The following is a 25,465-nucleotide window of genomic DNA, read 5'->3' as shown; positions in this document are numbered from 1 at the left end:
TGGCGGGTTCCCTCTCCAGACAGGAGAGGGTCAGGGGGACGGGTAAATCACATGCCTTTACGCGTTCGGCGCTGGGTATAAATCGCATCGGCGACAAAAATCGCCAGCGCCACCCAGATAAACGCGAACGTCACCATCTTATCTGCCCCCGGCACTTCGCCGTAAAACATGACTGCCAGCAGGAACATCAGCGTCGGGCCAATGTACTGGAAGAAGCCCAGCGTTGAGAGGCGCAAACGGGTTGCGGCGCCGGTAAAGCACAGCAGCGGGACGGTAGTCACGACGCCTGCGGCGATCAGCAATAGATTAAGTGACAGCGGGTTTTGCCCCATGTGGCTGGTTGTGCTGTCCGCAATACCAAACAGGTAAATCGCCGCCACTGGCAACAGCCACAGCGTTTCAAACAGCATGCCGGTTTGTGCTTCCACGGCAATCTTTTTACGGACCAGACCGTAAAAGGCAAAGCTAAACGCCAGCCCCAGCGCGATGACTGGCAGCGACCCAAAGGTCCATAACTGCACCAGCACGCCGCACACCGCCAGAATCACGGCCACCCACTGCATCCGGCGAAAGCGTTCGCCGAGGAAAATCATTCCCAGCAGGATATTGACCAGCGGATTAATGAAGTAACCGAGGCTGGCTTCCAGCATGTGGTGATTGTTCACCGCCCAGATAAACAACAGCCAGTTACCGCCAATCAGCACGGCAGACAACGCCAGCAGGAACACCTTTTTCGGTGTCTGCAGCAGCGTTTTGACGCCGGACCACTGACGGCTGACGCTCATCAGCGCCACCATAAAAAAGAATGACCAGATCACCCGGTGCGTCAGGATTTCATCCGCAGGAACGTAATAAATCAGTTTGAAGTACGCAGGGGCGATGCCCCAAATAAAATAAGCGGCAAGAGCGAGTAACACGCCCTGCCGCGTTTGCTTTGCATCCATCGGGAAAACTCGTGTCTGAAATGTAACAACAGTTTATCGTGTTTTACCCTACCATATAAGTGGCGGTGGCGCTGGCAATGTATAACTGCTCTTCATTGTGTAATTCCACCCGCGCCACGGCGACTTTATTCCCGGCGCGCAGCAAGCTGCTGGTAGCGGTGAAACGGTTACCCCTGCCCGGACGCAGGTAATCGACGCGTAAATCGATGGTCCCCATTCGCGACAGCCGTTGACGTAGCTCGTCTTCGCTGATGGTTTCATGGCGGGTCAGCGTGCTACCTACGCAAACCAGTCCGGCGGCAACATCCAGCGCTGAGGCGATCACTCCGCCATGCAAAATACTTTGCGCCCAGTTACCGACCATCATCGGTTGATTATTAAACGCCAGTTGGGCAAATTCTTTTTCGTAGCGTTCGAGTTCCAGCCCCAGCGCCCGGTTAAACGGCATGTGGTAGACAAACATTTCGCCCACAAGCTTCAGGGCTTGCTCCGCGGTGAGTACAGCAGACATACGATTCCGTCACTCCATTGGTTAATGAAATGTTGATGTTATGCTTCTTGTTTGTTGATTTCTACTTTAAGACGGGATAACTAACCGCAACACCAGTAAATATGTAGAATGGCGGAAACAATTTTTATTCAAAACTTAACTATTTCGTTCAGGAGAACAACAAGAATGCGGGCGATTCTGGGTGGTTTATGGACGGCAGCTATGCTGCCAGTGGTCGCTTTTGCGCAAGAAGCGACAGTAAAAGAGGTGCATGACACGCCGTCGGTACAGGGCAGTATCATCGCCAATATGCTGGTGGAGCATGACAATCCGTTCACGCTTTACCCTTACGACACCAACTACCTGATCTACACCAGTACCAGCGACTTAAATAAAGAAGCGATCAGCACTTATAACTGGTCTGAAAACGCCCGCAAAGACGAAGTGAAATTCCAGTTGAGCCTGGCATTCCCGCTGTGGCGAGGGATCCTGGGACCCCATTCAGTCCTGGGGGCGTCATATACTCAGAAATCCTGGTGGCAGCTTTCCAACAGCGAAGAGTCCTCGCCGTTTCGTGAAACCAACTACGAGCCACAACTTTTTCTCGGCTTTGCAACCGATTATCGCTTTGCGGGCTGGACGCTGCGCGACGTGGAAATGGGGTACAACCATGATTCCAACGGGCGTTCGGACCCAACCTCACGTAGCTGGAACCGTCTTTACACGCGCCTGATGGCGGAAAACGGCAACTGGCTGGTGGAGGTGAAACCGTGGTATGTCATCGGCAGCACCGACGATAACCCCGATATCACCAAATATATGGGCTATTACCAGTTGAAAATCGGGTATCACCTCGGCGATGCGGTGCTGAGCGCGAAAGGACAGTATAACTGGAACACCGGCTACGGCGGCGCTGAACTGGGTCTGAGCTATCCGCTGACGAAGCACGTTCGGCTTTACACCCAGGTATACAGCGGCTATGGCGAGTCGCTTATCGATTACAACTTCAACCAGACGCGAGTGGGTGTCGGCGTGATGCTTAACGATATCTTCTGATCGATTAAACATTGCAGTTTCTCTCTCAGGCGCTGAAAATAGCGCCTGTTTTATTTGATGGCGAACGGGGTGAATGTGGCGCAGGCGGAAGTGTTGAATCTGGAGTCCGGAGCTAAACAGGTTTTGCAGGAGACCTTTGGCTACCAACAGTTTCGCCCGGGCCAGGAAGCGATCATCGACACTGCGATGTCCGGACGCGACTGCCTGGTGGTTATGCCGACCGGCGGCGGAAAATCCCTGTGTTATCAAATCCCTGCTTTGCTCCTTGATGGGTTAACGGTGGTGGTCTCGCCGCTGATTTCCCTGATGAAAGACCAGGTCGATCAGCTGCTGGCGAACGGCGTGGCGGCGGCCTGCCTGAACTCGACCCAGACGCGTGAACAGCAACATGAGGTGATGGCAGGATGCCGTACCGGGAAGATTCGTTTGCTCTATATCGCACCTGAACGTCTGATGCTGGATAACTTCCTCGAGCATCTTGCCCATTGGAATCCCGTCTTACTGGCCGTTGATGAAGCGCACTGTATTTCGCAGTGGGGCCACGACTTTCGCCCGGAATACGCGGCGTTAGGCCAGCTTCGCCAGCGCTTCCCCGCGCTGCCGTTCATGGCGTTGACCGCCACGGCGGATGAAACCACCCGGCTGGATATCGTCCGTTTATTAGGCCTCAACGACCCCTTAATTCAGATCAGCAGTTTTGACCGGCCCAACATTCGCTATATGTTGATGGAGAAATTTAAGCCGCTCGATCAACTGATGCGCTACGTGCAGGAGCAGCGCGGCAAGTCCGGCATCATTTACTGCAACAGCCGGGCGAAAGTGGAAGACACCGCCGCACGCCTGCAAAGCCGCGGGCTTAGCGCGGCGGCGTACCATGCGGGGCTGGAAAATGACGTGCGTGCGGACGTGCAGGAGAAATTCCAGCGCGACGACCTGCAAATCGTGGTGGCGACCGTGGCGTTCGGCATGGGCATCAACAAACCCAACGTGCGTTTTGTGGTGCATTTTGATATTCCGCGCAACATTGAATCCTATTACCAGGAGACGGGACGCGCGGGTCGTGACGGCCTGCCTGCGGAAGCCATGCTGTTTTACGATCCGGCGGATATGGCGTGGTTGCGCCGTTGCCTGGAAGAAAAACCGCAGGGGCAACTGCAGGATATCGAGCGACATAAGCTGAATGCGATGGGCGCGTTTGCCGAGGCGCAAACCTGTCGTCGCCTGGTATTGCTCAACTACTTTGGTGAAGGGCGGCAGGAGCCGTGCGGCAACTGTGATATCTGCCTTGATCCGCCTAAACAGTACGATGGCCTGCAGGACGCGCAAATTGCCCTCTCGACGATAGGCCGGGTGAACCAGCGTTTTGGCATGGGGTATGTTGTTGAGGTGCTCCGCGGCGCCAACAACCAGCGCATCCGTGAACTGGGACATGACAAGCTCAAAGTCTACGGTATGGGACGCGAGAAAAGCCATGAGCACTGGGTCAGCGTGATCCGTCAACTGAACCACCTGGGGCTGGTGACGCAAAATATCGCCCAGCATTCCGCATTACAAATGACCGACGCGGCGCGTCCGGTGCTGCGCGGCGAAGTGCCGCTTCAGCTTGCCGTACCGCGTATCGTTGCCCTTAAGCCGCGGGTTATGCAGAAATCCTTCGGCGGCAATTACGATCGCAAGTTGTTCGCAAAACTGCGCAAGTTGCGTAAGGCGATCGCCGACGAAGAAAATATCCCGCCGTACGTGGTGTTTAACGATGCCACCCTGATTGAGATGGCCGAACAGATGCCGGTTTCCGCCAGCGAAATGCTCAGCGTCAACGGTGTCGGGATGCGTAAACTCGAACGCTTCGGTAAAGAATTTATGGCGCTGATTCGCGCTCACGTAGACGGTGACGACGAGGAGTAGTCAGCCAGGCAAAAAAGTGCCAGGATGGTGACTCACTGAACTGTTTCCCCCGCGAGTATTTCGATCATGCTAATGTTATTTCTCACCGTGGCGATGGTGCACATTGTAGCGCTCATGAGTCCGGGGCCGGATTTCTTTTTCGTCTCGCAGACTGCCGTCAGCCGCTCGCGTAAAGAAGCGATGATGGGCGTGCTGGGGATTACCTGTGGCGTTATGGTCTGGGCGGGCATCGCGCTGCTTGGCCTGCATCTGATTATTGAAAAAATGGCCTGGCTGCATACCATTATTATGGTCGGCGGCGGTCTGTATCTGTGCTGGATGGGCTACCAGATGCTACGCGGCGCGCTGAAAAAGCAGGATACTGCCGCGCCCGCGCCGCAGGTTGAACTGGCGCAGAGCGGACGCAGTTTTCTGAAGGGATTGCTGACCAATCTGGCGAACCCAAAAGCGATAATCTATTTCGGTTCGGTGTTTTCCCTGTTTGTTGGCGATAACGTGGGTACCGCCGCGCGCTGGGGTATCTTTGTGCTGATTATCGTGGAAACATTCGCGTGGTTTACGGTGGTGGCGAGTCTGTTTGCGCTGCCACAGATGCGTCGCGGCTATCAGCGGCTGGCGAAATGGATCGACGGCTTTGCCGGCGCGCTGTTTGCGGGCTTTGGCATCCATTTGATCATTTCGCGCTGATTTATTTCCCGCCTTACCAGCACGGTAATTTGTTGTCCGCTCATCTGCTCCAGCATAAACCGCTGAGTCAGTCTATCCAGCAACACTGCGTTCAACAGCAAAGAATGAACCCTGTTTCTTTCTTTGCTGTCTGGTTCGACGGTCTATATTCCACCGTTCTGATCGTCAACAAGGTATTGCGAGCGCGACTCCGTTTGTCACGCATGCCTTGCCGAAGCCAGTAGCGCGCCTACCAGCATAAACAGCGAACCGAACACTTTATTCAGCGCCTTCATCTGCTTCGGTCCTTTGATCCAGAGCGCAATTCGCTGCGCCAGCGTCGCGTAACCAATCATCACCACAATATCAACGACAATCGTCGTTACACCGAGAATGATGTACTGCATCAGTTGCGGCTCCTTCGGCATGACGAACTGCGGAAACAGCGCGGCGAGAAAAACGATGCTTTTCGGGTTGGTCAGGTTGACGAAGACGGCGCGCTGAAACAGACGTCCGCGGGATTGGGTGTTCGCCATGGTGGTCAAATCAATGGCCCCCGCTGCACGCCACTGCTGGATGCCCAACCAGATCAGATAGGCCGCGCCCGCCCATTTCAGTATCTCAAATGCGAGTACCGACCGTGAGAACAGCGTTCCCAGTCCGACGCCGACCAGCACGATATGGATAGCCAGGCCCGCCTGTAACCCGGCGATAGAGGCCATTGCGCCACGATAGCCATGGTTAATGGAGGTGGTCATGGTATTGATGGCGCCGGAGCCCGGTGAAAGGCTCAAAATTATGGACGTCAAAAGGTAGGCGAACCACCATTCGAAAGTCATCGGAAACTCCCTGATTGTCTATTTTTATGCCACAATACGCTACTGTTGTGCGGTTGTGTCAGGCAACGACAAAAAAACGATTTTACCTGGTAAACGAGGCTGGATACCTGATGTTTCAGCAGCAAAAAGACTGGGAAACGAGAGAAAATGCGTTCGCGGCGTTCTCAATGGGACCGCTGACCGATTTCTGGCGCCAGCGGGAGGAAGCGGAATTTACAGGCGTAGACAGCGTGCCGGTACGTTTCGTCCGTTTTCGCGCGGAGCAAAACGATCGGGTGATCGTGGTTTGTCCGGGGCGTATTGAAAGCTACGTTAAATATGCCGAACTGGCCTATGACCTGTTTCATCTTGGCTTTGATGTCCTGATCATTGATCACCGGGGGCAGGGCCGTTCCGGGCGCATGTTATCGGATCCGCACCGTGGTCATGTCGATAACTTCAACGATTATGTTGATGATTTAACGGCGTTCTGGGAACAGGAAGTGCAGCCGGGACCGTGGCGGAAGCGCTACATTCTGGCGCACTCGATGGGCGGCGCGATTGCGACTTTGTTTCTGCAACGTCATCCAAACCAGTGCGATGCGATCGCGCTATGCGCGCCGATGTTTGGTATTGTGATGCGCCTGCCCGACTGGATGGTTCGCCATATTCTCGACTGGGCCGAGGGGCATCCCCGCATCCGTGAAGGTTATGCGATTGGCACCGGGCGCTGGCGGGCGTTGCCGTTTGGCATGAATTTGTTAACGCACAGTCGGCAGCGTTATCGGCGTAACCTGCGGTTTTACGCCGATGAGCCACAGCTGCGCGTGGGCGGCCCGACCTACCATTGGGTACGTGAAGGCATCCTGGCGGCAGAACACGTGCTGGCCGGGGCGGGCGACGACGCCACGCCAACGTTGCTGATCCAGGCCGAAGAAGAGCGTGTGGTGGATAACCGCATGCATTACCGTTTTTGTGAAATCCGCGCCGCGGCGGGACACCCGGTCGAAGGGGGTCAACCGCTTGTCATCAAAGGCGCGTACCATGAGATCCTTTTTGAAAAGGACGCCATGCGCTCAGTCGCGCTTCACGCTATTGTTGATTTTTTCAACAAGCATAACTCACCAGCGGAAACCGCTTTGCTTAGAGGTTGAATTTTTATATGTATCAGGTTGTTGCGTCTGATTTAGATGGCACGCTGCTCTCGCCCGACCATACCCTATCTCCTTACGCTAAAGAGACACTGAAACTGCTGACCGCGCGTGGCGTTAACTTTGTTTTTGCCACCGGTCGCCACCACGTCGACGTGGGACAAATCCGCGATAATCTGGAAATTAAGTCCTACATGATCACCTCTAACGGTGCGCGGGTGCATGATATGGACGGCAATCTGGTGTTTACCCATAATCTGGATCGCGATATCGCCAGCGATCTGTTTGGTGTGGTGAACGCAAGCCCGGATATCATCACGAATGTCTATCGTGACGATGAATGGTTTATGAACCGTCACCGCCCGGATGAAATGCGTTTTTTCAAAGAGGCAGTCTTTAACTACTCCCTGTTTGAGCCTGCGCTGCTGGAGCCGGAAGGCATCAGCAAGGTATTCTTCACCAGCGACAGCCATGAGGTGCTGCTGCCACTGGAACAGGCGATCAACGCGCGCTGGGGCGACCGCGTGAACGTCAGTTTTTCCACGCTCACCTGTCTGGAGGTGATGGCAGGCGGCGTATCGAAAGGCCACGCGCTGGAAGCCGTGGCGAAGGCGATGGGCTACAGCCTGACCGACTGCATCGCCTTTGGTGATGGCATGAACGACGCGGAAATGCTGTCGATGGCTGGCAAGGGCTGCATCATGGGCAACGCCCACCAGCGTCTGAAAGATTTACATGCCGAGCTGGAAGTGATTGGGATTAATGCCGATGATGCGGTGCCGCATTATCTGCGCAATCTGTTTTTGCGTTAAGGTGATTGTTCGTTAGTTAGTCAGTTGTCAACCTAACTCTTCGCTACAATGGATACTCCTTGAACCCGGAGAGTTCCATTGTGGCGTTACTCATCATTACCACCATCCTGTGGGCGTTTTCTTTTAGCCTGTTCGGCGAATACCTTGCCGGACACGTCGACAGCTATTTCGCCGTGCTGGTGCGGGTTGGCCTGGCGGCGTTGGTCTTTTTACCGTTTCTGCGCACGCGCGGCCACAGCCTGAAAACTGTCGGGCTGTATATGCTGGTGGGCGCAATGCAGCTCGGCATAATGTATATGTTGAGTTTCCACGCCTATCTGTATTTGACCGTGTCGGAACTGTTGTTGTTTACCGTGCTGACGCCGCTTTATATCACGCTGATTTATGACGTGATGAGCAAACGCCGCCTGCGCTGGGGATATGCGTTTAGCGCCCTGCTGGCGGTGATCGGCGCGGGTATTATCCGTTATGATCAGGTCACCGATCACTTCTGGACCGGCCTTCTGCTGGTGCAGCTTTCCAATATCAGCTTTGCCATCGGCATGGTGGGCTACAAGCGTCTAATGGAAACCCGCCCTATGCCGCAGTACAACGCGTTCGCCTGGTTCTACGTCGGCGCGTTTCTGGTGGCGGTGGCGGCGTGGTCTTTGCTTGGCAATGCGCAGAAGATGCCAGAAACGACGCTGCAGTGGGGCATTCTAGTCTTCCTCGGCGTGGCGGCGTCAGGTATCGGCTATTTCATGTGGAACGTGGGGGCGACGCAGGTGGATGCCGGCACGTTAGGCATTATGAATAACATGCATGTGCCTGCCGGGCTGCTGATTAATCTGGCGATCTGGCATCAACAGCCTCACTGGCCGAGCTTTATCACAGGCGCGGTTGTGATACTGGCTTCTCTGTGGGTGCATCGAAAGTGGGTCGCTCCGCGCTCCGCACAAACGGCAGGTGATCGCAGGCATGACTGCGCGCCGAGCGAATAAACGCATCGGTCACCGGCTGGCGCTGTTCGCCGTCGCGCACGGCGGCGTAAAGGCGGCTCCAGAGCCCATCGCCCAGAGTTTTGGTGACCACCAGACCCTGGCGCTCAAAACTCTCCACCACCCAGTGCGGCAGGGCGGCGATGCCCATTCTTGCCGCTACCATCTGAATCAACAATAGCGTGTTATCAACGCTTTTCAGCGCCGGGCTGATGCCTGCGGGCTGCAGGAAATGTCGCCAGACGTCCAGTCTGCTGCGCTGTACCGGATAGATCAGCAACGTTTCACTGGCTAAATCTTCCGGTGAGATCTGGATTTGTCTGGCCAGCGGGTGATCGGGCGCCAGTACCAGCCGCACTTCGAAATCAAACATCGGAGAATAGTGCAGCCCGCTGCGCGGCAGAATGTCGGAGGTCAGTACCAGATCCAGTTCGTCCTGCTGCAACGCTGGCTGCGGATCAAACGTCACCCCGGATTTAAAATCCATCTCTACCTGCGGCCACTTCGCGCGGAACTGCTCCAGCGCCGGGGTCAGCCACTGAATACAGCTGTGGCACTCAATCGCGATGCGCAAGCGTGTTTGCTGCGGTTCATTACAGGCCTGCAGCGCGCGGCTAATCTGCGGCAATACCTGGTTGGCGAGCTGTAACAATATCTCACCCTGCGGCGTAAAGCGCAGCGGCTGGCTTTTACGGATAAACAGCCGAAAGCCAAGGCGCTGTTCCAGATCGCTGAACTGGTGAGACAAGGCGGATTGGGTCTGATGCAGCGTCGCGGCGGCGGCGGCGAGCGACCCGGTATTCCGCAGCGCCTGGAGCGTTTTCAGGTGTTTAATCTCGATCATGAAAGTCCTTCACTTCGGCATGAGCAAATTGCGCTTGAGGAATATACAGTAACCGCCAAATATAGATGTGTAAACATCTGGACGTCTAAATCCTGCGTCTTTCGAATTTATGGTGCGTTGGCTGCACTTCCTCATCCCCAGTCACTTACTTCAGTAAGCTGCTGGGGATGAGCAAGATTGCCGCCTTCCCTAAATCCGAAATCCTTCGGATTACACATTATGAGGTTATAAAAATGACAATTATTAATCACACCCTCGGTTTTCCTCGCGTCGGCCTGCGTCGCGAGCTGAAAAAAGCGCAAGAAAGCTACTGGGCGGGCAACGCGTCCCGTGAAGAGCTGCTGGCGGTAGGGCGTGAATTGCGCGCGCGCCACTGGGATCAACAAAAACAGGCCGGTATTGACCTGCTGCCGGTAGGCGATTTCGCCTGGTACGATCATGTGCTGACCACCAGCCTGCTGCTTGGCAACGTGCCGGCGCGTCATCAGAATAAAGACGGCTCTGTTGATATCGATACCCTGTTCCGCATCGGTCGTGGTCGCGCGCCGACCGGTGAACCGGCTGCGGCGGCAGAAATGACCAAATGGTTTAACACTAACTATCACTACATGGTGCCGGAATTCGTAAAAGGTCAGCAGTTCAAACTGACCTGGACCCAGCTTCTGGACGAAGTAGACGAAGCGCTGGCGCTGGGCCACCAGGTGAAACCGGTCCTGCTGGGGCCGATAACGTACCTGTGGCTGGGTAAAGTGAAAGGCGAGCAATTTGACCGTCTCAGCCTGCTGAACGATATTCTGCCGGTCTATAAACAGGTGCTGATTGAACTGAGCAAACGCGGCATTCAGTGGGTACAAATCGATGAGCCTGCGCTGGTGCTGGAGCTGCCCCAGGTTTGGCTCGATGCCTTTAAACCGGCGTATGACGCGCTCACCGGACAGGTGAAGCTGCTGCTCACTACCTATTTCGAGGGCGTGACGCCGAATCTCGACACTATTACTGCGCTGCCGGTACAGGGTCTGCACGTTGACCTGGTACACGGTAAAGACGATGTGGCGGAACTGCATACGCGTCTGCCCGCTGACTGGCTACTGTCTGCAGGTCTGGTAAACGGTCGTAACGTCTGGCGCGCCGATCTAACGGAAAAATACGCACAAATTAAGGACATCGTGGACAAACGTGAGCTGTGGATCGCTTCTTCCTGCTCCCTGCTGCACAGCCCGATCGATCTGAGCGTAGAGACCCGTCTGGGTGCGGAGGTGAAAAGCTGGTTTGCCTTTGCTCTGCAAAAATGTGAAGAGCTGGCCCTGCTGCGCGATGCGCTGAACAGCGGCGACACGACGGCAATTCGCGAGTGGAGCGTACCAATTCAGGCGCGTCAGCAGTCAACACGCGTACATAATGCGGCGGTAGAAAAACGTCTGGCGGCGATCTCCGCGCAGGACAGTCAACGTCAGAATCCGTATGAAGTGCGCGCCGAAGCCCAGCGTGCGCGTTTCAAATTACCCGCCTGGCCGACGACCACCATCGGTTCCTTCCCGCAAACCACGGAAATCCGCGGCCTGCGACTGGACTTCAAAAAAGGTAATCTGGATGCGAATCACTACCGCACCGGTATTGCCGAACATATTAAGCAGGCGATTGTTGAACAGGAGCGATTAGGGCTGGACGTGCTGGTCCATGGCGAAGCTGAGCGTAACGACATGGTGGAGTACTTTGGTGAGCATCTTGACGGCTTTGTTTTTACCCAGAACGGCTGGGTGCAGAGTTACGGCTCGCGCTGCGTGAAGCCGCCGGTGGTGATTGGCGATGTCAGCCGTCCTGCGCCGATTACCGTCGACTGGGCGAAGTACGCTCAGTCACTGACCGACAAGCCGGTAAAAGGCATGTTAACCGGTCCGGTGACCATTCTCTGCTGGTCCTTCCCGCGCGAAGACGTAACCCGCGAAACCATCGCCAAACAGATCGCGCTGGCGCTGCGGGATGAAGTGGCGGATCTGGAGGCTGCGGGCATTGGTATTATCCAGATTGACGAACCGGCGCTACGTGAAGGTCTGCCGCTGCGTCGCAGCGACTGGGATGCCTATTTACAGTGGGGCGTGGAAGCGTTCCGCATCAGCGCCGCCGTCGCTAAGGACGACACGCAGATCCACACCCACATGTGCTACTGCGAGTTTAACGACATCATGGACTCGATTGCCGCGCTGGATGCGGATGTGATCACCATTGAGACGTCGCGTTCAGACATGGAGCTACTGGAGTCATTTGAAGAGTTCGACTACCCGAACGAAATTGGGCCGGGCGTGTATGACATTCACTCCCCGAACGTGCCAGGCGTGGAGTGGATTGAAGCCCTGCTGCAAAAAGCGGCCCAGCGCATCCCGGCGGAACGTTTGTGGGTCAACCCGGACTGCGGCCTGAAAACTCGCGGCTGGCCGGAAACGCGTGCGGCACTGGCGAACATGGTGAAGGCAGCGCGGAATTTGCGTCAGGGTTAATACCTTTGCCAACCCTGTGACAAAGGCCCGGCAAGGCGTAGCCGCCACCGGGCTTTTAATCATTACGCTCTCTTCCCGCCGTACTGGCTGAACCACGCCAGCATTCTCTGCCAGCCATCTTTCGCGGATTCCGCATGATAACTCGGACGGTAATCGGCATTAAATGCGTGTCCGGCATCCGGATAGACTACAATCTCTGCTTTCGCGTTTGCCGCCCGCAGCGCCTGGCGCATTGTCTCAACCGTATCGAGCGGGATCCCCGTATCCTGACCACCATACAGCCCCAGCACTGGCGCATTTAAATCCGTGGCGATATCGACCGGATGCTTCGGTGAGTTCAGGGTCTTTTCACCCATCAGTTTCCCATACCAGGCGACGGCAGCTTTGAGCTGTGGATTATGCGCGGCGTACAGCCAGCTAATGCGTCCCCCCCAGCAAAAACCGGTCACCATCAGACGGTGCGGATCGCCGCCGTTGCGGGCCGCCCAACTGGCGACGTGGTCAAGATCGGCCAGCACCTGTGCATCCGGCACTTTGCTGACCAGATTGCTGAACAGCGTCGGGATGTCGCTGTAATCATTCGGATCGCCCTCGCGAAAATAGAGCTCTGGCGCAATAGCCAGATACCCTTCCAGCGCCAGCCGGCGGCAAATATCGCGAATGTGTTCATGCACGCCAAAAATTTCCTGCACTACAATGACCACTGGCAGGGGCGCATCGTTTTGTTTTGGTCGCGCCTGATAAGCCGGCATATCTTCTCCCTGAGAAGGGATGGAGGTAAAACCGGCAATAATGGCGTCGTCCGGAGTGTGAACCGTTGTAGAGGAGAGGGGAGAGGCCGCAGGTGCAAAGCCCGTTTGTTGTGTTGAGGTCATGGTATTCTCCGTACCCTTAAAATACATAGCGCAATGTTAACTATAGACAGCCTTCACTAAAGCACACTGCCTGAATTGGCTCAATTTTTGTGCAATGGAAGGCAGGGTTGACAACTAATTGTGATAGGCATCACTTAATCGGCGTAATTCAATGCAACTGCTTTCCCTCATGGTGATGATGGTCACGAAAATCACCTGCATCCTTCGGTAGAGTATCTTTTTGCTTCTTCTGACTAAAACCGAATCACAGAGGAGTTTTATATGTCCAAGTCTGATGTTTTTCATCTCGGCCTCACCAAAAGCGATTTACAAGGGGCTACGCTTGCAATCGTTCCAGGCGATCCGGAGCGTGTGGAAAAGATCGCCGCGCTGATGGATAAGCCGGTTAAGCTGGCATCGCATCGCGAATTTACGACCTGGCGCGCAGAGCTGGACGGCAAGTCTGTGATTGTCTGCTCGACCGGTATCGGCGGCCCGTCCACCTCCATCGCCGTAGAAGAGCTGGCGCAGTTGGGCATTCGTACTTTCCTGCGTATCGGTACCACCGGCGCGATTCAGCCGCATATCAATGTGGGCGATGTTCTGGTGACCACGGCATCTGTGCGTCTCGACGGTGCAAGCCTGCACTTCGCGCCGATGGAATTCCCGGCGGTGGCAGATTTTGACTGTACCACCGCGCTGGTCGAGGCGGCGAAATCAATAGGGGCGACTACGCACGTAGGCGTAACCGCGTCCTCTGACACTTTCTATCCAGGGCAGGAGCGTTACGACACCTATTCTGGTCGCGTTGTGAGCCGCTTTAAAGGCTCGATGGAAGAATGGCAGGCGATGGGCGTCATGAACTATGAGATGGAGTCCGCCACTTTGCTGACCATGTGCGCCAGCCAGGGCCTGCGTGCGGGAATGGTTGCCGGGGTTATCGTCAACCGTACTCAGCAAGAGATACCGAACGCCGAGACCATGAAGCAAACCGAAAGCCATGCGGTGAAAATCGTGGTGGAAGCGGCGCGTCGCCTGATCTAATTTTCTGTTTTTCCCCCCAGGGCCGACGCGTTCGGCCTTTTTATTTTGCGTAACGCCTCGCAGGAAATCCCTTTCAAACTGGACGTTTATACAGCACAATTCTATTTTGTGCTGGTGAGTGGTTGCGGCAGGAGGCATTTTGGATATCTCTCTCATAATTTATGCAGTGATAGCGTTGGTAGGTGTTGCGCTGGGCTGGCTGATCGCCAGTTATCAACATGCACAGCAAAAAGCCGATCAGCTTACCGAGCGTGAAGAGATGGTGGCGGCGCTAAGCGCGGCCAGACAGGAACTTGCCCAAAGCGATCAGTGGCGCGACGAGTGCGAACTGCTGAACAATGAGCTTCGCAGTCTGCGCAGTATTAACACCTCGCTGGAAGCGGATCTGCGGGAAGTCACGACGCGAATGGAAGCGACGCAGCAGCATGCGGAAGACAAAATTCGTCAGATGATCAACAGCGAACAGCGCCTCAGCGAGCAGTTCGAAAACCTGGCGAACCGGATTTTTGAGCAAAGCAACCGCCGGGTCGACGAGCAAAACCGACAGAGCCTTAACAGCCTGCTCACGCCGTTGCGTGAGCAACTGGACGGTTTTCGCCGCCAGGTTCAGGACAGCTTTGGTCAGGAGGCGCGCGAGCGGCATACGCTGGCGCATGAGATTCGTAATCTGCAACAGCTCAATGCGCAGATGGCGCAGGAAGCGGTCAATCTCACGCGCGCGCTGAAAGGCGACAATAAAACCCAGGGCAACTGGGGTGAGGTGGTGCTTACCCGCGTGCTGGAGGCTTCCGGCCTGCGCGAAGGCTATGAGTACGAAACACAGGTCAGCATAGAAAATGATGTCCGTTCGCGGATGCAGCCCGACGTGATTGTCCGCTTACCGCAGGGCAAAGATGTCGTGATCGACGCTAAAATGACGCTGGTGGCCTATGAGCGCTATTTCAACGCGGAAGATGACGTCACTCGTGAGAGCGCGCTCCAGGAGCATATCGCTTCCGTGCGTAACCATATTCGCCTGCTTGGGCGTAAAGATTACCAGCAGCTTCCAGGGCTGCGCTCGCTGGACTATGTGCTGATGTTTATCCCCGTCGAGCCTGCTTTTTTGCTGGCGCTGGACAGACAGCCCGAACTGATTACCGAGGCATTGAGAAATAACATTATGCTGGTCAGCCCTACGACGTTGCTGGTGGCGTTACGGACCATCGCCAACCTGTGGCGCTACGAGCATCAAAGCCGCAATGCGCAGCAAATTGCCGAACGAGCCAGTAAACTGTACGACAAGATGCGGCTGTTTGTGGATGATATGTCGTCTGTCGGGCAAAGCCTCGAGAAAGCGCAGGACAACTACCGTCAGGCGATGAAAAAACTGACGTCGGGGCGCGGCAACGTGCTGGCGCAGGCAGAAGCGTTTCGGGGGTTAGGCGTGGAAATCAAACGCGAGATTAATCCGGAACTGGCCGAACAGGCGACGTCGCAGGATGAAGAATACCGTTTGCGCGCGGTGCCCGAAGCACCTGAAAACACGCTTCATTCAGACGATAGCGGCGTCAAACAGCAATCGATTTAGCCCGTTTGGCGTCGCCGGAACGGGTAGAAGGGTAGGGCAAATAGCCCCAATCTGTTACACTTCTCGAACAATTTTTTGATGAGCAGGCACTGAGATGGTGGATAATTCACAAGAAACGACGCACTTTGGTTTTCAGACTGTCGCTAAAGAACAGAAAGCAGACATGGTGGCCCACGTTTTTCATTCTGTGGCCTCAAAATATGATGTCATGAATGATTTAATGTCATTTGGCATTCATCGCTTGTGGAAGCGCTTCACTATCGACTGCAGCGGCGTTCGCCGCGGTCAGACGGTGCTTGATCTGGCCGGAGGGACGGGCGATCTGACGGCCAAGTTCTCTCGCCTGGTCGGTGAAACCGGCAAGGTGATCCTGGCGGATATCAATGACTCCATGCTTAAGATGGGCCGTGAAAAACTGCGTAACATCGGGGTTATCGGCAACGTCGAATACGTTCAGGCTAACGCGGAAGCGCTGCCCTTTCCGGACAACACCTTTGACTGTATCACCATTTCCTTCGGTCTACGTAACGTCACGGACAAAGACAAAGCCCTGCGCTCCATGTTCCGCGTGCTGAAACCCGGCGGACGCCTGCTGGTGTTGGAATTTTCTAAGCCGATTATCGAGCCGCTGAGCAAAGCCTACGATGCCTATTCTTTCCACGTTCTACCACGTATCGGTTCCATGGTGGCGAACGATGCGGACAGCTACCGCTATTTAGCGGAATCTATTCGTATGCATCCCGATCAGGACACGCTGAAAGCGATGATGCAGGACGCCGGGTTTGAAAGCGTCGATTATTACAACCTGACGGCGGGTGTGGTAGCGCTGCATCGCGGCTATAAGTTCTGACAGGAGAGCGGGGATGCCTTTTAAACCCTTAGTGACCGCAGGAATGGAAAGTCTGCTCAATACGTTCCTGTACCGTTCACCAGCGCTGAAAACCGCGCGAACGCGCCTGCTGGGTAAAGTGCTGCGCGTGGAACTAAAAGGCTTTTCGACATCATTGATTCTGGTTTTCAGCGAGCGTCAGGTTGACGTGCTGGGTGAGTGGGCGGGCGAGGCTGATTGCACCGTCATTACCTACGCCAGCGTGCTGCCTGAACTGCGCGACCGTCAGCAGCTCACCGCGCTGATTCGCAGTGGCGAACTGGAAGTTCAGGGTGATATTCAGGTCGTTCAGAATTTTGTCGCCCTTGCCGATTTAGCGGAATTCGATCCTGCCGAGCTGATCGCGCCCTACACTGGCGATATCGCGGCGGAAGGGATCGGTAAAGCCCTGCGCGGTGGGGCCAGATTTCTCCGTCACGGCATTCAACGCCAACAGCGCTATGTCGCCGAAGCAATCACGGAAGAGTGGCGAATGGCGCCCGGACCCCTTGAGGTCGCCTGGTTTGCGGAAGAAACGGCAGCGGTGGAACGCGCTGTTGATGCGCTGACGAAGCGGCTGGAAAAACTGGAGGCTAAATGACGCCAGGTGAAGTACGGCGCCTATATTTCATCATTCGCACCTTTTTAAGCTACGGACTTGATGAGCTCATCCCCAGAATGCGGATCACGCTGCCGCTACGGTTATGGCGATATGGCCTGTTCTGGATGCCAAACCGTCATAAAGACAAACTGCTGGGAGAGCGGCTGAGACTGGCACTGCAAGAGTTAGGGCCAGTGTGGATCAAGTTCGGACAGATGCTCTCTACCCGCCGCGATCTCTTCCCGCCGCAAATTGCTGACCAGCTTGCGCTGTTGCAGGACAAAGTCGCGCCATTTGACGGCAAACTGGCGAAAGCGCAAATCGAAGCGGCGATGGGCGGACTGCCCGTTGAAGCCTGGTTTGACGATTTTGAGATCAAGCCGCTGGCGTCAGCGTCCATCGCCCAGGTGCATACGGCCAGGCTGAAATCGAACGGCAAAGAGGTGGTCATTAAGGTTATCCGCCCGGACATTTTGCCGATCATCAAAGCGGATCTTAAGCTTATTTACCGCCTGGCGCGCTGGGTGCCCCGCTTGCTGCCGGATGGTCGTCGTCTGCGTCCAACGGAAGTGGTACGCGAGTACGAGAAGACGCTAATCGATGAGTTGAACCTGCTGCGCGAGTCGGCTAATGCTATCCAGCTGCGCCGAAACTTTGAAGGCAGCCCGATGCTCTACGTCCCGGAAGTGTATTCTGACTATTGCAGTGAGAACATGATGGTGATGGAGCGCATTTACGGTATTCCGGTTTCCGATGTCGTGGCGCTGGAAAAGAACGGCACCAACATGCAACTGCTGGCAGAACGCGGTGTGCAAGTGTTCTTCACCCAGGTGTTTCGCGACAGCTTTTTCCATGCGGACATGCACCCCGGCAATATCTTCGTGAGCTATGAGCACCCGGAAGATCCGCAGTATATAGGTATTGATTGCGGTATTGTCGGCTCGTTAAACAAAGAAGATAAACGTTATCTGGCGGAAAATTTCATCGCCTTCTTTAACCGTGATTACCGCAAAGTGGCGGAATTACACGTCGATTCAGGCTGGGTTCCGCCGGATACCAACGTCGAAGAGTTTGAGTTCGCTATCCGCACGGTCTGTGAGCCTATCTTTGAAAAGCCGCTGGCGGAGATCTCGTTTGGTCACGTGTTGTTAAACCTTTTCAATACGGCGCGTCGATTCAACATGGAAGTGCAGCCGCAACTGGTATTATTGCAGAAGACATTGTTGTACGTTGAAGGCGTGGGTCGTCAGCTGTATCCGCAGCTCGATCTCTGGAAAACGGCGAAACCTTTTCTCGAATCCTGGATCAAAGATCAGGTCGGTATTCCTGCTCTGGTCAGAGCTTTTAAGGAAAAAGCGCCGTTCTGGGTCGAAAAAATGCCGGAACTGCCTGAACTGGTGTACGACAGTTTGCGCCAGGGCAAATATTTACAGCACAGTGTTGATAAGATTGCGCGCGAGCTTCATGAGAACCATGTCCGTCAGGGTCAGTCCCGTTATTTATTCGGTATTGGCGCCACGCTGCTATTGAGTGGGACCTTCCTGCTGATTAGTCGTCCTGAATGGGGCTATATGCCCGGCTGGTTAATGGCGGGCGGCCTCGTCGCCTGGATCGTTGGCTGGCGCAAAACTCGCTGATTTTTTCATCGCTCATCGCGGGCTATGTAACGTATACTACGGGCCTAATTATTTCATCATCTATCACTGAGGAACATGTATGGGTGGTATCAGTATTTGGCAGTTGGTGATCATTGCCGTCATCGTTGTCCTGTTGTTTGGCACCAAAAAGCTCGGTTCTATCGGTTCCGATCTCGGCGCATCCATTAAAGGCTTCAAAAAAGCCATGAGTGATGATGATGCGAAACAGGAAAAAACCAGTCAGGATGCTGACTTCACCGCGAAGTCAATCACTGACAAACCCGCAGACGCTAAAACAGAAGACGCCAAGCGCCACGATAAAGAGCAGGTGTAATTCGTGTTTGATATCGGTTTTAGCGAACTGTTACTGGTATTTATTATCGGCCTCGTCGTGCTGGGGCCGCAGCGACTGCCGGTAGCCGTCAAAACGATAGCGGGCTGGGTTCGCGCGCTGCGCTCTCTCGCCACGACCGTTCAGAATGAACTGACGCAGGAACTGAAGCTCCAGGAGTTTCAGGACAGCCTGAAAAAAGTTGAGAAAGCGAGCCTCGAAAACCTGACGCCTGAGCTGAAGGCCTCAATGGACGAACTGCGTCAGGCGGCAGAGTCGATGAAACGTTCCTACAGCGCTAACGAGCCGGAAAAGGCGAGTGATGAAGCGCATACTATCCATAACCCGATAGTCAAAGGGAACGAAGAGCAGCATGAAGGGGTTACCCCGGCGACGGCAGAAGTCCAGGCCAGCGCGCCTGAACAGGCCCCAGAGGCTCTGGAAACGGCTGCGGTTGCCGAGGATAAAAAACCTGTGGCGGCGGAGAAGCCTGTCGCTGGCGTGATAGACGCTGAACCGAAATCCGCTGCGCCTGCTGCAGGCGCCTCCACCACGTCGAGTGATAAACCGTAAACATGGCTGTAGAAGATACTCAACCGCTTATCACGCACCTGATCGAGCTGCGCAAACGCCTGCTTAACTGCATCATTGCGGTTATCGTGATTTTTCTGGCATTGGTCTATTTTGCTAATGACATCTATCACCTGGTTTCCGCGCCGCTGATAAAACAGCTGCCGCAGGGTGCGACCATGATCGCGACGGACGTCGCATCACCCTTTTTCACGCCAATCAAACTGACCTTCATGGTGTCGCTGATCCTGTCAGCACCAGTGATCCTGTATCAGGTCTGGGCGTTTATTGCACCAGCGTTGTATAAACATGAGCGTCGGTTGGTGGTACCGCTGCTGATCTCCAGTTCGCTGCTGTTCTATATTGGTATGGCGTTCGCCTATTTCGTGGTGTTCCCGCTGGCGTTTGGCTTTTTGGCTAACACTGCGCCGGAAGGCGTACAGGTATCGACCGACATTGCCAGCTATCTCAGCTTTGTCATGGCGCTGTTTATGGCGTTTGGTATTTCCTTTGAGGTGCCGGTTGCCATCGTATTGTTGTGTTGGGTAGGTATTACCACGCCTGACGATCTGCGTAAAAAACGTCCCTACGTGCTGGTTGGCGCCTTTGTAATTGGCATGCTGCTTACGCCGCCGGACGTTTTTTCTCAAACGCTGCTGGCAATACCTATGTACTGCCTGTTTGAAGTCGGTGTTTTCTTTTCGCGTTTTTACGTCGGCAAACGACAGACGCGGGATGAAGATAACGAGGCGGAAGCAGAAGCAGACGCTGCAAGAGCCGGAAAGACCGAAGATTAAATATAACCGCCCGTCAGGGCGGTTTTCATATGGAGAGAACCATGTTTGATATTGGCGTAAACCTGACCAGTTCGCAGTTCTCCAGAGACCGGGACGAGGTGGTGGCGCGAGCGCTTGCCGCTGGCGTGAACGGCATGCTTCTTACCGGCACGAATCTCCATGAAAGTCAGCAGGCACAGCGTCTTGCGCAACATTATCCCCAATGTTGGTCCACCGCCGGCGTTCACCCGCACGACAGTAGCCAATGGCAACCGTCAACAGAGGAAGCCATTGTCGCCCTGGCGGCGTTACCGGAGGTGGTGGCGATTGGCGAGTGCGGTCTTGATTTCAATCGCAACTTTTCCACGCCAGAAGAGCAGGAGCGAGCTTTCGACGCACAGTTGCGGATAGCCGCCGAATTACAGATGCCGGTTTTTATGCATTGCCGTGACGCACATACGCGTTTCCTGGCGCTGCTCGATCCGTGGCTGGATAAGCTCCCGGGCGCTGTGCTGCACTGTTTTACCGGCACACGCCAGGAGATGCAGGCGTGCATCGACAGAGGGTTATACATAGGCATTACGGGCTGGGTGTGTGATGAGCGCCGCGGGCTGGCGTTGCGTGAAATACTGCCGTTTATTCCTGCGGATAAGCTGCTGATCGAAACCGATGCACCTTATTTATTGCCGCGCGATCTGTCGCCGAAACCGGCGTCGCGGCGCAATGAACCGGCGCATCTGCCGCATATCTTCGCGCGTATCGCGCACTGGCGCGGGGACGATCCGCAGTGGCTTGCCGCCACAACGGATACCAATGTCAGAACGCTGTTCGGCATCGCGCTGTGAACCGGATGCGGGTCGGCAAGAGCGTTATAGCTTACGGAAACCCGTGTTTTTCACACTCTGCTTCACCTCTTTATTCAGCAGGTTAAGCAGCAGCATAGAGCGCGCTTCGCCGTCTGGTTCGGTGAAGATTGCCTGAAGCCCTTCAAAGGCGCCTTCGGTGATGATCACGCTGTCACCCGGGTAAGGCGTCTCCGGATCCACAATGCCTTCCGGTTTATACACGGAGAGCTGATGGATGACGCTGGGGGGCACGGTGGCCGGGGAAGCGCCAAAACGAACGAAGTGGCTGACGCCTCGCGTGGCGTTAATCGTTGTGGTATGAATCACTTCCGGATCAAATTCCACAAACAGATAGTTGGGGAACAGCGGTTCGCTGACTGCGGTACGTTTTCCACGCACCATCTTTTCCAGGGTGATCATCGGCGTCAGGCAATTGACCGCCTGTCTTTCGAGGTGTTCCTGGGCACGCTGAAGTTGCCCGCGCTTGCAGTACAGTAAATACCAGGATTGCATAATGACTCTTATCCGCTTGTTCGGGGCGCAAGCATAGCAAAAGCTATGCGCTAAGTTAATTATACCCGGCGTAATTCCGGCTGCTTCTTTGTTGGCTGCCTGAGTTCACGCTAATTTAACAAAAATACAGCATCACGATGATGAACGCCGTATAATGAGGCGCTTACCCAGAGGCTATAATGGACGCCATGAAATATCACGATTTACGCGACTTCCTGACGCTGCTTGAACAACAGGGCGAACTTAAACGCATCACGCTTGAAGTTGACCCGCACCTGGAAATCACCGAAATTGCTGACCGCACGCTGCGTGCTGGCGGACCCGCGCTGCTGTTTGAAAATCCTAAAGGCTATTCCATGCCGGTGCTCTGTAACCTGTTTGGCACGCCAAAGCGCGTCGCGATGGGGATGGGGCAGGATGATGTCTCCGCACTGCGTGAAGTGGGTAAGCTGCTGGCCTTTCTGAAAGAACCGGAACCGCCGAGGGGCTTTCGCGATCTCTTTGACAAACTTCCGCAGTTCAAACAGGTGCTGAATATGCCGACGAAGCGCCTTCGTGGCGCGCCCTGTCAGCAGAAGATTATTACGGGTGATGACGTCGATCTGAACCGCATTCCCATTATGACCTGCTGGCCGGAAGATGCTGCGCCGCTCATTACCTGGGGGCTTACCGTGACCCGTGGGCCGCATAAAGAGCGGCAGAATCTGGGCATTTATCGTCAGCAGTTGATTGGTAAAAATAAGCTCATCATGCGCTGGCTGTCGCATCGCGGCGGCGCACTTGATTATCAGGAGTGGTGTGCGGCGCACCCTGGCGAACGCTTCCCGGTTTCCGTGGCGCTGGGGGCCGATCCGGCCACGATTCTTGGCGCAGTGACGCCAGTGCCGGATACGCTGTCCGAATATGCTTTTGCCGGTCTGCTGCGCGGTACAAAAACCGAAGTGGTTAAATGTATTTCTAACGATCTCGAAGTGCCAGCCAGCGCGGAGATCGTACTGGAAGGGTATCTTGAGCCCGGCGAGATGGCGCCGGAAGGCCCATACGGCGACCATACCGGCTATTACAACGAGGTGGACAGCTTCCCGGTCTTTACCGTCACGCATATTACCCGGCGTGAAGACGCCATTTACCACTCCACTTATACCGGTCGTCCACCGGATGAACCGGCGGTACTTGGCGTAGCGTTGAACGAAGTCTTTGTCCCCATTCTGCAAAAGCAGTTTCCGGAAATTGTCGACTTTTACCTGCCGCCGGAAGGCTGTTCATACCGTCTGGCCGTTGTGACGATGAAAAAACAGTACGCGGGACATGCTAAACGCGTCATGATGGGGGTCTGGTCATTTTTACGCCAGTTTATGTACACCAAGTTTGTTATCGTCTGCGATGACGATGTCAACGCTCGCGACTGGAACGACGTCATCTGGGCGATCACCACCCGTATGGACCCTGCACGGGACACGGTGCTGGTCGAGAACACGCCAATCGATTATCTGGATTTTGCTTCGCCGGTCTCCGGGCTGGGTTCAAAAATGGGGCTGGATGCCACGAACAAATGGCCAGGTGAAACCCAACGCGAGTGGGGGCGTCCCATTAAAAAAGACCCGGATGTTATCGCGCGTGTTGATGCGATCTGGGATGAACTGGCCATCTTTAATCACGGTAAAGGCGCCTGAGGCGCGAACGTTTTGCCCTATAGACCCATAGAGGGAGCGCATGACAACCTTAAGCTGTAAAGTGACCTCGGTAGAAGCTATCACCGATACCGTATACCGCGTTCGTTTAGTGCCCGACGCGGCATTTTCCTTTCGTGCCGGTCAGTATTTGATGGTGGTGATGGACGAACGGGATAAACGTCCGTTCTCAATGGCGTCAACGCCGGACGAACAGGGGTTTATTGAGCTTCATATTGGCGCGTCTGAAATTAACCTCTATGCCAAAGCGGTGATGGATCGCATTCTTAAAGATCATGAGATCGTCGTTGATATTCCGCACGGTGAAGCGTGGCTGCGCGACGATGAAGAGCGCCCGCTGATCCTGATTGCCGGCGGTACCGGATTTTCTTACGCGCGTTCAATACTGTTGACGGCCCTGGCGCGCAACCCGAACCGTGAGGTGACCATTTACTGGGGTGGCCGCGAAGAAAAGCATCTCTACGATCTCTCAGAGCTGGAAGCGCTGACGCTGAAGCACCCGAACCTGCGCGTGGAGCCGGTGGTTGAACAGCCTGAAGCGGGCTGGCGTGGGCGCACCGGGACGGTATTAACCGCCGTGTTGCAGGATCACGGTACGTTGGCAGAACATGATATTTATATTGCGGGTCGCTTTGAGATGGCGAAAATTGCACGCGACCTGTTCTGCAACGAGCGCAGCGCGCGAGCCGATCGTCTGTTTGGCGATGCGTTCGCTTTCATTTAAGCAATAAAAAACCCGCCCCTGACAGGCGGGAAGAACGGCAACTAAATAATGCCCGGTGAAGGGAGACGCCCTCCGGTGATTTTTCTGGTGGCCCGGAGCGTGCCGGGCCTTGAACTCACCTAGACACGCTCGAATACTGTCGCGATGCCCTGCCCCAGGCCGATACACATTGTCGCCAAACCAAATTCCACATCTTTACGTTCCATCAGATTGATTAACGTCGTGCTGATGCGGGCGCCTGAACAGCCGAGCGGATGACCGAGGGCGATCGCGCCGCCGTTCAGGTTGATCTTCTCGTCAATCTGCTCCATCAGCCCAAGATCTTTAATGCACGGCAGGATCTGCGCGGCAAACGCTTCGTTCATCTCAAACACGCCGATATCACTGGCGGTCAGCCCGGCTTTCTTCAGCGCCAGCGTCGACGCCGGAACCGGACCGTAGCCCATGATCGAGGGATCGCACCCCACCACCGCCATTGAACGTACGCGGGCGCGTATTTTCAGGCCCAGTTCCCGCGCACGGCTCTCGCTCATCACCAGCATCGCGGCTGCGCCGTCGGAAAGGGCTGACGAAGTGCCTGCCGTTACCGTACCGCTGACCGGATCGAACGCCGGACGCAGGGTGGACAGCGCTTCGACGGTCGTTTCCGGACGGATCACTTCGTCGTAAGTCAATTGCTTTAGCACACCGTCCGCGTCGTGACCGCCGGTCGGGATGATCTCATTCTTAAACGCGCCAGACTGGGTTGCCGCCCAGGCTCGGGCGTGCGAGCGCGCGGCAAACGCGTCCTGCATTTCACGGCTGATGCCGTGCATGCGGGAGAGCATCTCTGCGGTCAGCCCCATCATACCCGCGGCTTTGGCGACGTTGCGGCTCAGACCCGGATGGAAATCCACGCCGTGGCTCATCGGCACATGGCCCATATGCTCCACGCCGCCGACAAGACAGGCCTGCGCATCGCCGGTCATGATCATCCGTGCGGCGTCATGTAGCGCCTGCATTGACGAACCGCAAAGGCGGTTAACGGTAACTGCCGGAACCGAGTGCGGGATCTCCGCCAGCAGCGACGCGTTGCGGGCGATGTTGAAACCTTGCTCCAGGGTCTGCTGTACGCAGCCCCAGTAAATATCGTCCAGCGCGGCAGGATCCAGCGCCGGGTTACGCGCCAGCAGGCTACGCATCAGGTGCGCGGAGAGATCTTCCGCGCGCACGTTACGGAACGCGCCGCCTTTTGAACGGCCCATCGGGGTGCGAATCGCATCAACAATGACAACCTTTTCCATTGT

At 55.4% G+C, this 25,465-nt stretch carries 25 protein-coding genes and 1 pseudogene; 18 read left to right on the top strand and 8 right to left on the bottom strand.

Annotation, left to right across the window (positions count from 1 at the left end; all coding sequences use genetic code 11):
* Positions 1-47: 47 nt before the first annotated feature.
* Positions 48-944, bottom strand: coding sequence for an EamA family transporter RarD (rarD, locus tag HVX72_RS21585; protein WP_181822255.1), 897 nt, complete (start codon positions 942-944; stop codon positions 48-50).
* 43 nt (positions 945-987) lie between these two features.
* Positions 988-1,455 (bottom strand): acyl-CoA thioesterase YigI, encoded by a 468-nt coding sequence (yigI, locus tag HVX72_RS21580; RefSeq protein WP_042292767.1) that lies wholly within the window; start codon positions 1,453-1,455, stop codon positions 988-990.
* Positions 1,456-1,620: 165 nt separating this feature from the next.
* Between yigI and pldA the strand changes: the two genes are divergently transcribed.
* The 3 genes from pldA to rhtC all read left to right on the top strand — a co-directional run bounded on the left by pldA (position 1,621) and on the right by rhtC (position 5,082).
* A complete protein-coding gene (gene pldA / locus HVX72_RS21575) occupies positions 1,621-2,490 on the top strand; it encodes a phospholipase A (protein WP_042292764.1) in 870 nt (289 codons plus the stop codon).
* 75 nt (positions 2,491-2,565) lie between these two features.
* Positions 2,566-4,395: an ATP-dependent DNA helicase RecQ gene (recQ, locus tag HVX72_RS21570; protein ID WP_181823310.1), complete on the top strand. Its 1,830-nt coding sequence runs from the start codon at positions 2,566-2,568 to the stop codon at positions 4,393-4,395.
* A gap of 66 nt (positions 4,396-4,461) precedes the next feature.
* Positions 4,462-5,082 carry a threonine export protein RhtC gene (gene rhtC / locus HVX72_RS21565; protein WP_042292762.1) on the top strand — a complete coding sequence of 207 codons (621 nt, stop codon included), beginning with the start codon at positions 4,462-4,464 and terminating at the stop codon, positions 5,080-5,082.
* Positions 5,083-5,096: 14 nt separating this feature from the next.
* On the opposite strand, the pseudogene HVX72_RS22300 reads toward rhtC, so the two are convergent.
* Positions 5,097-5,171 (bottom strand): annotated as a pseudogene (locus tag HVX72_RS22300) (hypothetical protein); the annotation flags it as partial.
* Between the two features lie 108 nt (positions 5,172-5,279).
* The gene (gene rhtB, locus HVX72_RS21560; RefSeq protein WP_042292759.1) at positions 5,280-5,900 is read right to left on the bottom strand and encodes a homoserine/homoserine lactone efflux protein; all 621 of its coding nucleotides are present in this window, start codon (positions 5,898-5,900) and stop codon (positions 5,280-5,282) included.
* A gap of 110 nt (positions 5,901-6,010) precedes the next feature.
* Between rhtB and pldB the strand changes: the two genes are divergently transcribed.
* The 3 genes from pldB (at position 6,011) to HVX72_RS21545 (ending at position 8,822) form a co-directional block, all read left to right on the top strand.
* On the top strand, positions 6,011-7,033 hold the full coding sequence (gene pldB, locus HVX72_RS21555; protein WP_042292755.1) for a lysophospholipase L2: 1,023 nt from the start codon (positions 6,011-6,013) through the stop codon (positions 7,031-7,033).
* 8 nt (positions 7,034-7,041) lie between these two features.
* Entirely contained in the window at positions 7,042-7,842 is an 801-nt protein-coding gene (gene yigL / locus HVX72_RS21550) for a sugar/pyridoxal phosphate phosphatase YigL (RefSeq protein ID WP_042292754.1), read from the top strand.
* An 80-nt stretch (positions 7,843-7,922) separates the two neighbouring features.
* Positions 7,923-8,822: a carboxylate/amino acid/amine transporter gene (locus HVX72_RS21545; protein WP_181822254.1), complete on the top strand. Its 900-nt coding sequence runs from the start codon at positions 7,923-7,925 to the stop codon at positions 8,820-8,822.
* On the opposite strand, the gene metR is transcribed toward HVX72_RS21545, so the two are convergent.
* Positions 8,710-9,663 (bottom strand): HTH-type transcriptional regulator MetR, encoded by a 954-nt coding sequence (metR, locus tag HVX72_RS21540; protein WP_181822253.1) that lies wholly within the window; start codon positions 9,661-9,663, stop codon positions 8,710-8,712. The two genes, HVX72_RS21545 and metR, sit on opposite strands and share 113 nt — an antisense overlap.
* A 233-nt stretch (positions 9,664-9,896) precedes the next feature.
* Between metR and metE the strand changes: the two genes are divergently transcribed.
* Positions 9,897-12,158 carry a 5-methyltetrahydropteroyltriglutamate--homocysteine S-methyltransferase gene (gene metE / locus HVX72_RS21535; RefSeq protein ID WP_181822252.1) on the top strand — a complete coding sequence of 754 codons (2,262 nt, stop codon included), beginning with the start codon at positions 9,897-9,899 and terminating at the stop codon, positions 12,156-12,158.
* 62 nt (positions 12,159-12,220) lie between these two features.
* Here metE and HVX72_RS21530 read toward each other — a convergent pair whose 3' ends face one another.
* A complete protein-coding gene (locus tag HVX72_RS21530; RefSeq protein ID WP_181822251.1) occupies positions 12,221-13,033 on the bottom strand; it encodes a dienelactone hydrolase family protein in 813 nt (270 codons plus the stop codon).
* Between the two features lie 261 nt (positions 13,034-13,294).
* Here HVX72_RS21530 and udp point away from each other — a divergent pair, with 261 nt between their 5' ends.
* From udp to tatD, 9 genes are all read left to right on the top strand, one after another.
* Positions 13,295-14,056, top strand: coding sequence for a uridine phosphorylase (gene udp / locus HVX72_RS21525; RefSeq protein ID WP_042292742.1), 762 nt, complete (start codon positions 13,295-13,297; stop codon positions 14,054-14,056).
* Between the two features lie 139 nt (positions 14,057-14,195).
* Positions 14,196-15,623, top strand: coding sequence for a DNA recombination protein RmuC (rmuC, locus tag HVX72_RS21520; protein WP_181822250.1), 1,428 nt, complete (start codon positions 14,196-14,198; stop codon positions 15,621-15,623).
* A 94-nt stretch (positions 15,624-15,717) separates the two neighbouring features.
* Entirely contained in the window at positions 15,718-16,473 is a 756-nt protein-coding gene (ubiE, locus tag HVX72_RS21515; RefSeq protein WP_042292737.1) for a bifunctional demethylmenaquinone methyltransferase/2-methoxy-6-polyprenyl-1,4-benzoquinol methylase UbiE, read from the top strand.
* 13 nt (positions 16,474-16,486) lie between these two features.
* Positions 16,487-17,092 carry a ubiquinone biosynthesis protein UbiJ gene (gene ubiJ, locus HVX72_RS21510; protein WP_042292733.1) on the top strand — a complete coding sequence of 202 codons (606 nt, stop codon included), beginning with the start codon at positions 16,487-16,489 and terminating at the stop codon, positions 17,090-17,092.
* A complete protein-coding gene (ubiB, locus tag HVX72_RS21505; protein ID WP_042292730.1) occupies positions 17,089-18,729 on the top strand; it encodes a ubiquinone biosynthesis regulatory protein kinase UbiB in 1,641 nt (546 codons plus the stop codon). Before ubiJ ends, ubiB begins: the two co-directional genes overlap by 4 nt.
* A gap of 79 nt (positions 18,730-18,808) precedes the next feature.
* Positions 18,809-19,063, top strand: coding sequence for a Sec-independent protein translocase subunit TatA (gene tatA, locus HVX72_RS21500; RefSeq protein ID WP_042292727.1), 255 nt, complete (start codon positions 18,809-18,811; stop codon positions 19,061-19,063).
* Positions 19,064-19,066: 3 nt separating this feature from the next.
* Complete coding sequence (gene tatB, locus HVX72_RS21495; protein ID WP_181822249.1) at positions 19,067-19,633, top strand: Sec-independent protein translocase protein TatB; 567 nt, start codon at positions 19,067-19,069, stop codon at positions 19,631-19,633.
* Positions 19,634-19,635: 2 nt separating this feature from the next.
* Positions 19,636-20,427, top strand: coding sequence for a Sec-independent protein translocase subunit TatC (gene tatC / locus HVX72_RS21490; RefSeq protein ID WP_042292723.1), 792 nt, complete (start codon positions 19,636-19,638; stop codon positions 20,425-20,427).
* 41 nt (positions 20,428-20,468) lie between these two features.
* Entirely contained in the window at positions 20,469-21,251 is a 783-nt protein-coding gene (gene tatD / locus HVX72_RS21485) for a 3'-5' ssDNA/RNA exonuclease TatD (RefSeq protein ID WP_042292721.1), read from the top strand.
* Between the two features lie 24 nt (positions 21,252-21,275).
* Here the strand turns inward: tatD and rfaH are convergent, their stop codons facing one another.
* Positions 21,276-21,764, bottom strand: coding sequence for a transcription/translation regulatory transformer protein RfaH (gene rfaH / locus HVX72_RS21480; protein WP_042292718.1), 489 nt, complete (start codon positions 21,762-21,764; stop codon positions 21,276-21,278).
* Between the two features lie 179 nt (positions 21,765-21,943).
* Here rfaH and ubiD point away from each other — a divergent pair, with 179 nt between their 5' ends.
* On the top strand, positions 21,944-23,437 hold the full coding sequence (gene ubiD, locus HVX72_RS21475) for a 4-hydroxy-3-polyprenylbenzoate decarboxylase (RefSeq protein WP_181822248.1): 1,494 nt from the start codon (positions 21,944-21,946) through the stop codon (positions 23,435-23,437).
* Positions 23,438-23,477: 40 nt separating this feature from the next.
* On the top strand, positions 23,478-24,179 hold the full coding sequence (gene fre, locus HVX72_RS21470) for an NAD(P)H-flavin reductase (protein WP_042292715.1): 702 nt from the start codon (positions 23,478-23,480) through the stop codon (positions 24,177-24,179).
* 119 nt (positions 24,180-24,298) lie between these two features.
* On the opposite strand, the gene fadA is transcribed toward fre, so the two are convergent.
* Complete coding sequence (fadA, locus tag HVX72_RS21465) at positions 24,299-25,462, bottom strand: acetyl-CoA C-acyltransferase FadA (RefSeq protein ID WP_042292712.1); 1,164 nt, start codon at positions 25,460-25,462, stop codon at positions 24,299-24,301.
* Between the last annotated feature and the right edge of the window lie 3 nt (positions 25,463-25,465).

The organism is Citrobacter sp. RHB21-C05 (genome assembly GCF_013889015.1).
GTDB lineage: Bacteria > Pseudomonadota > Gammaproteobacteria > Enterobacterales > Enterobacteriaceae > Citrobacter_A > Citrobacter_A sedlakii.
The sequence above is the reverse complement of the archived record's forward strand: the minus strand, read 5'-3'. Positions and strand labels throughout refer to the sequence as shown.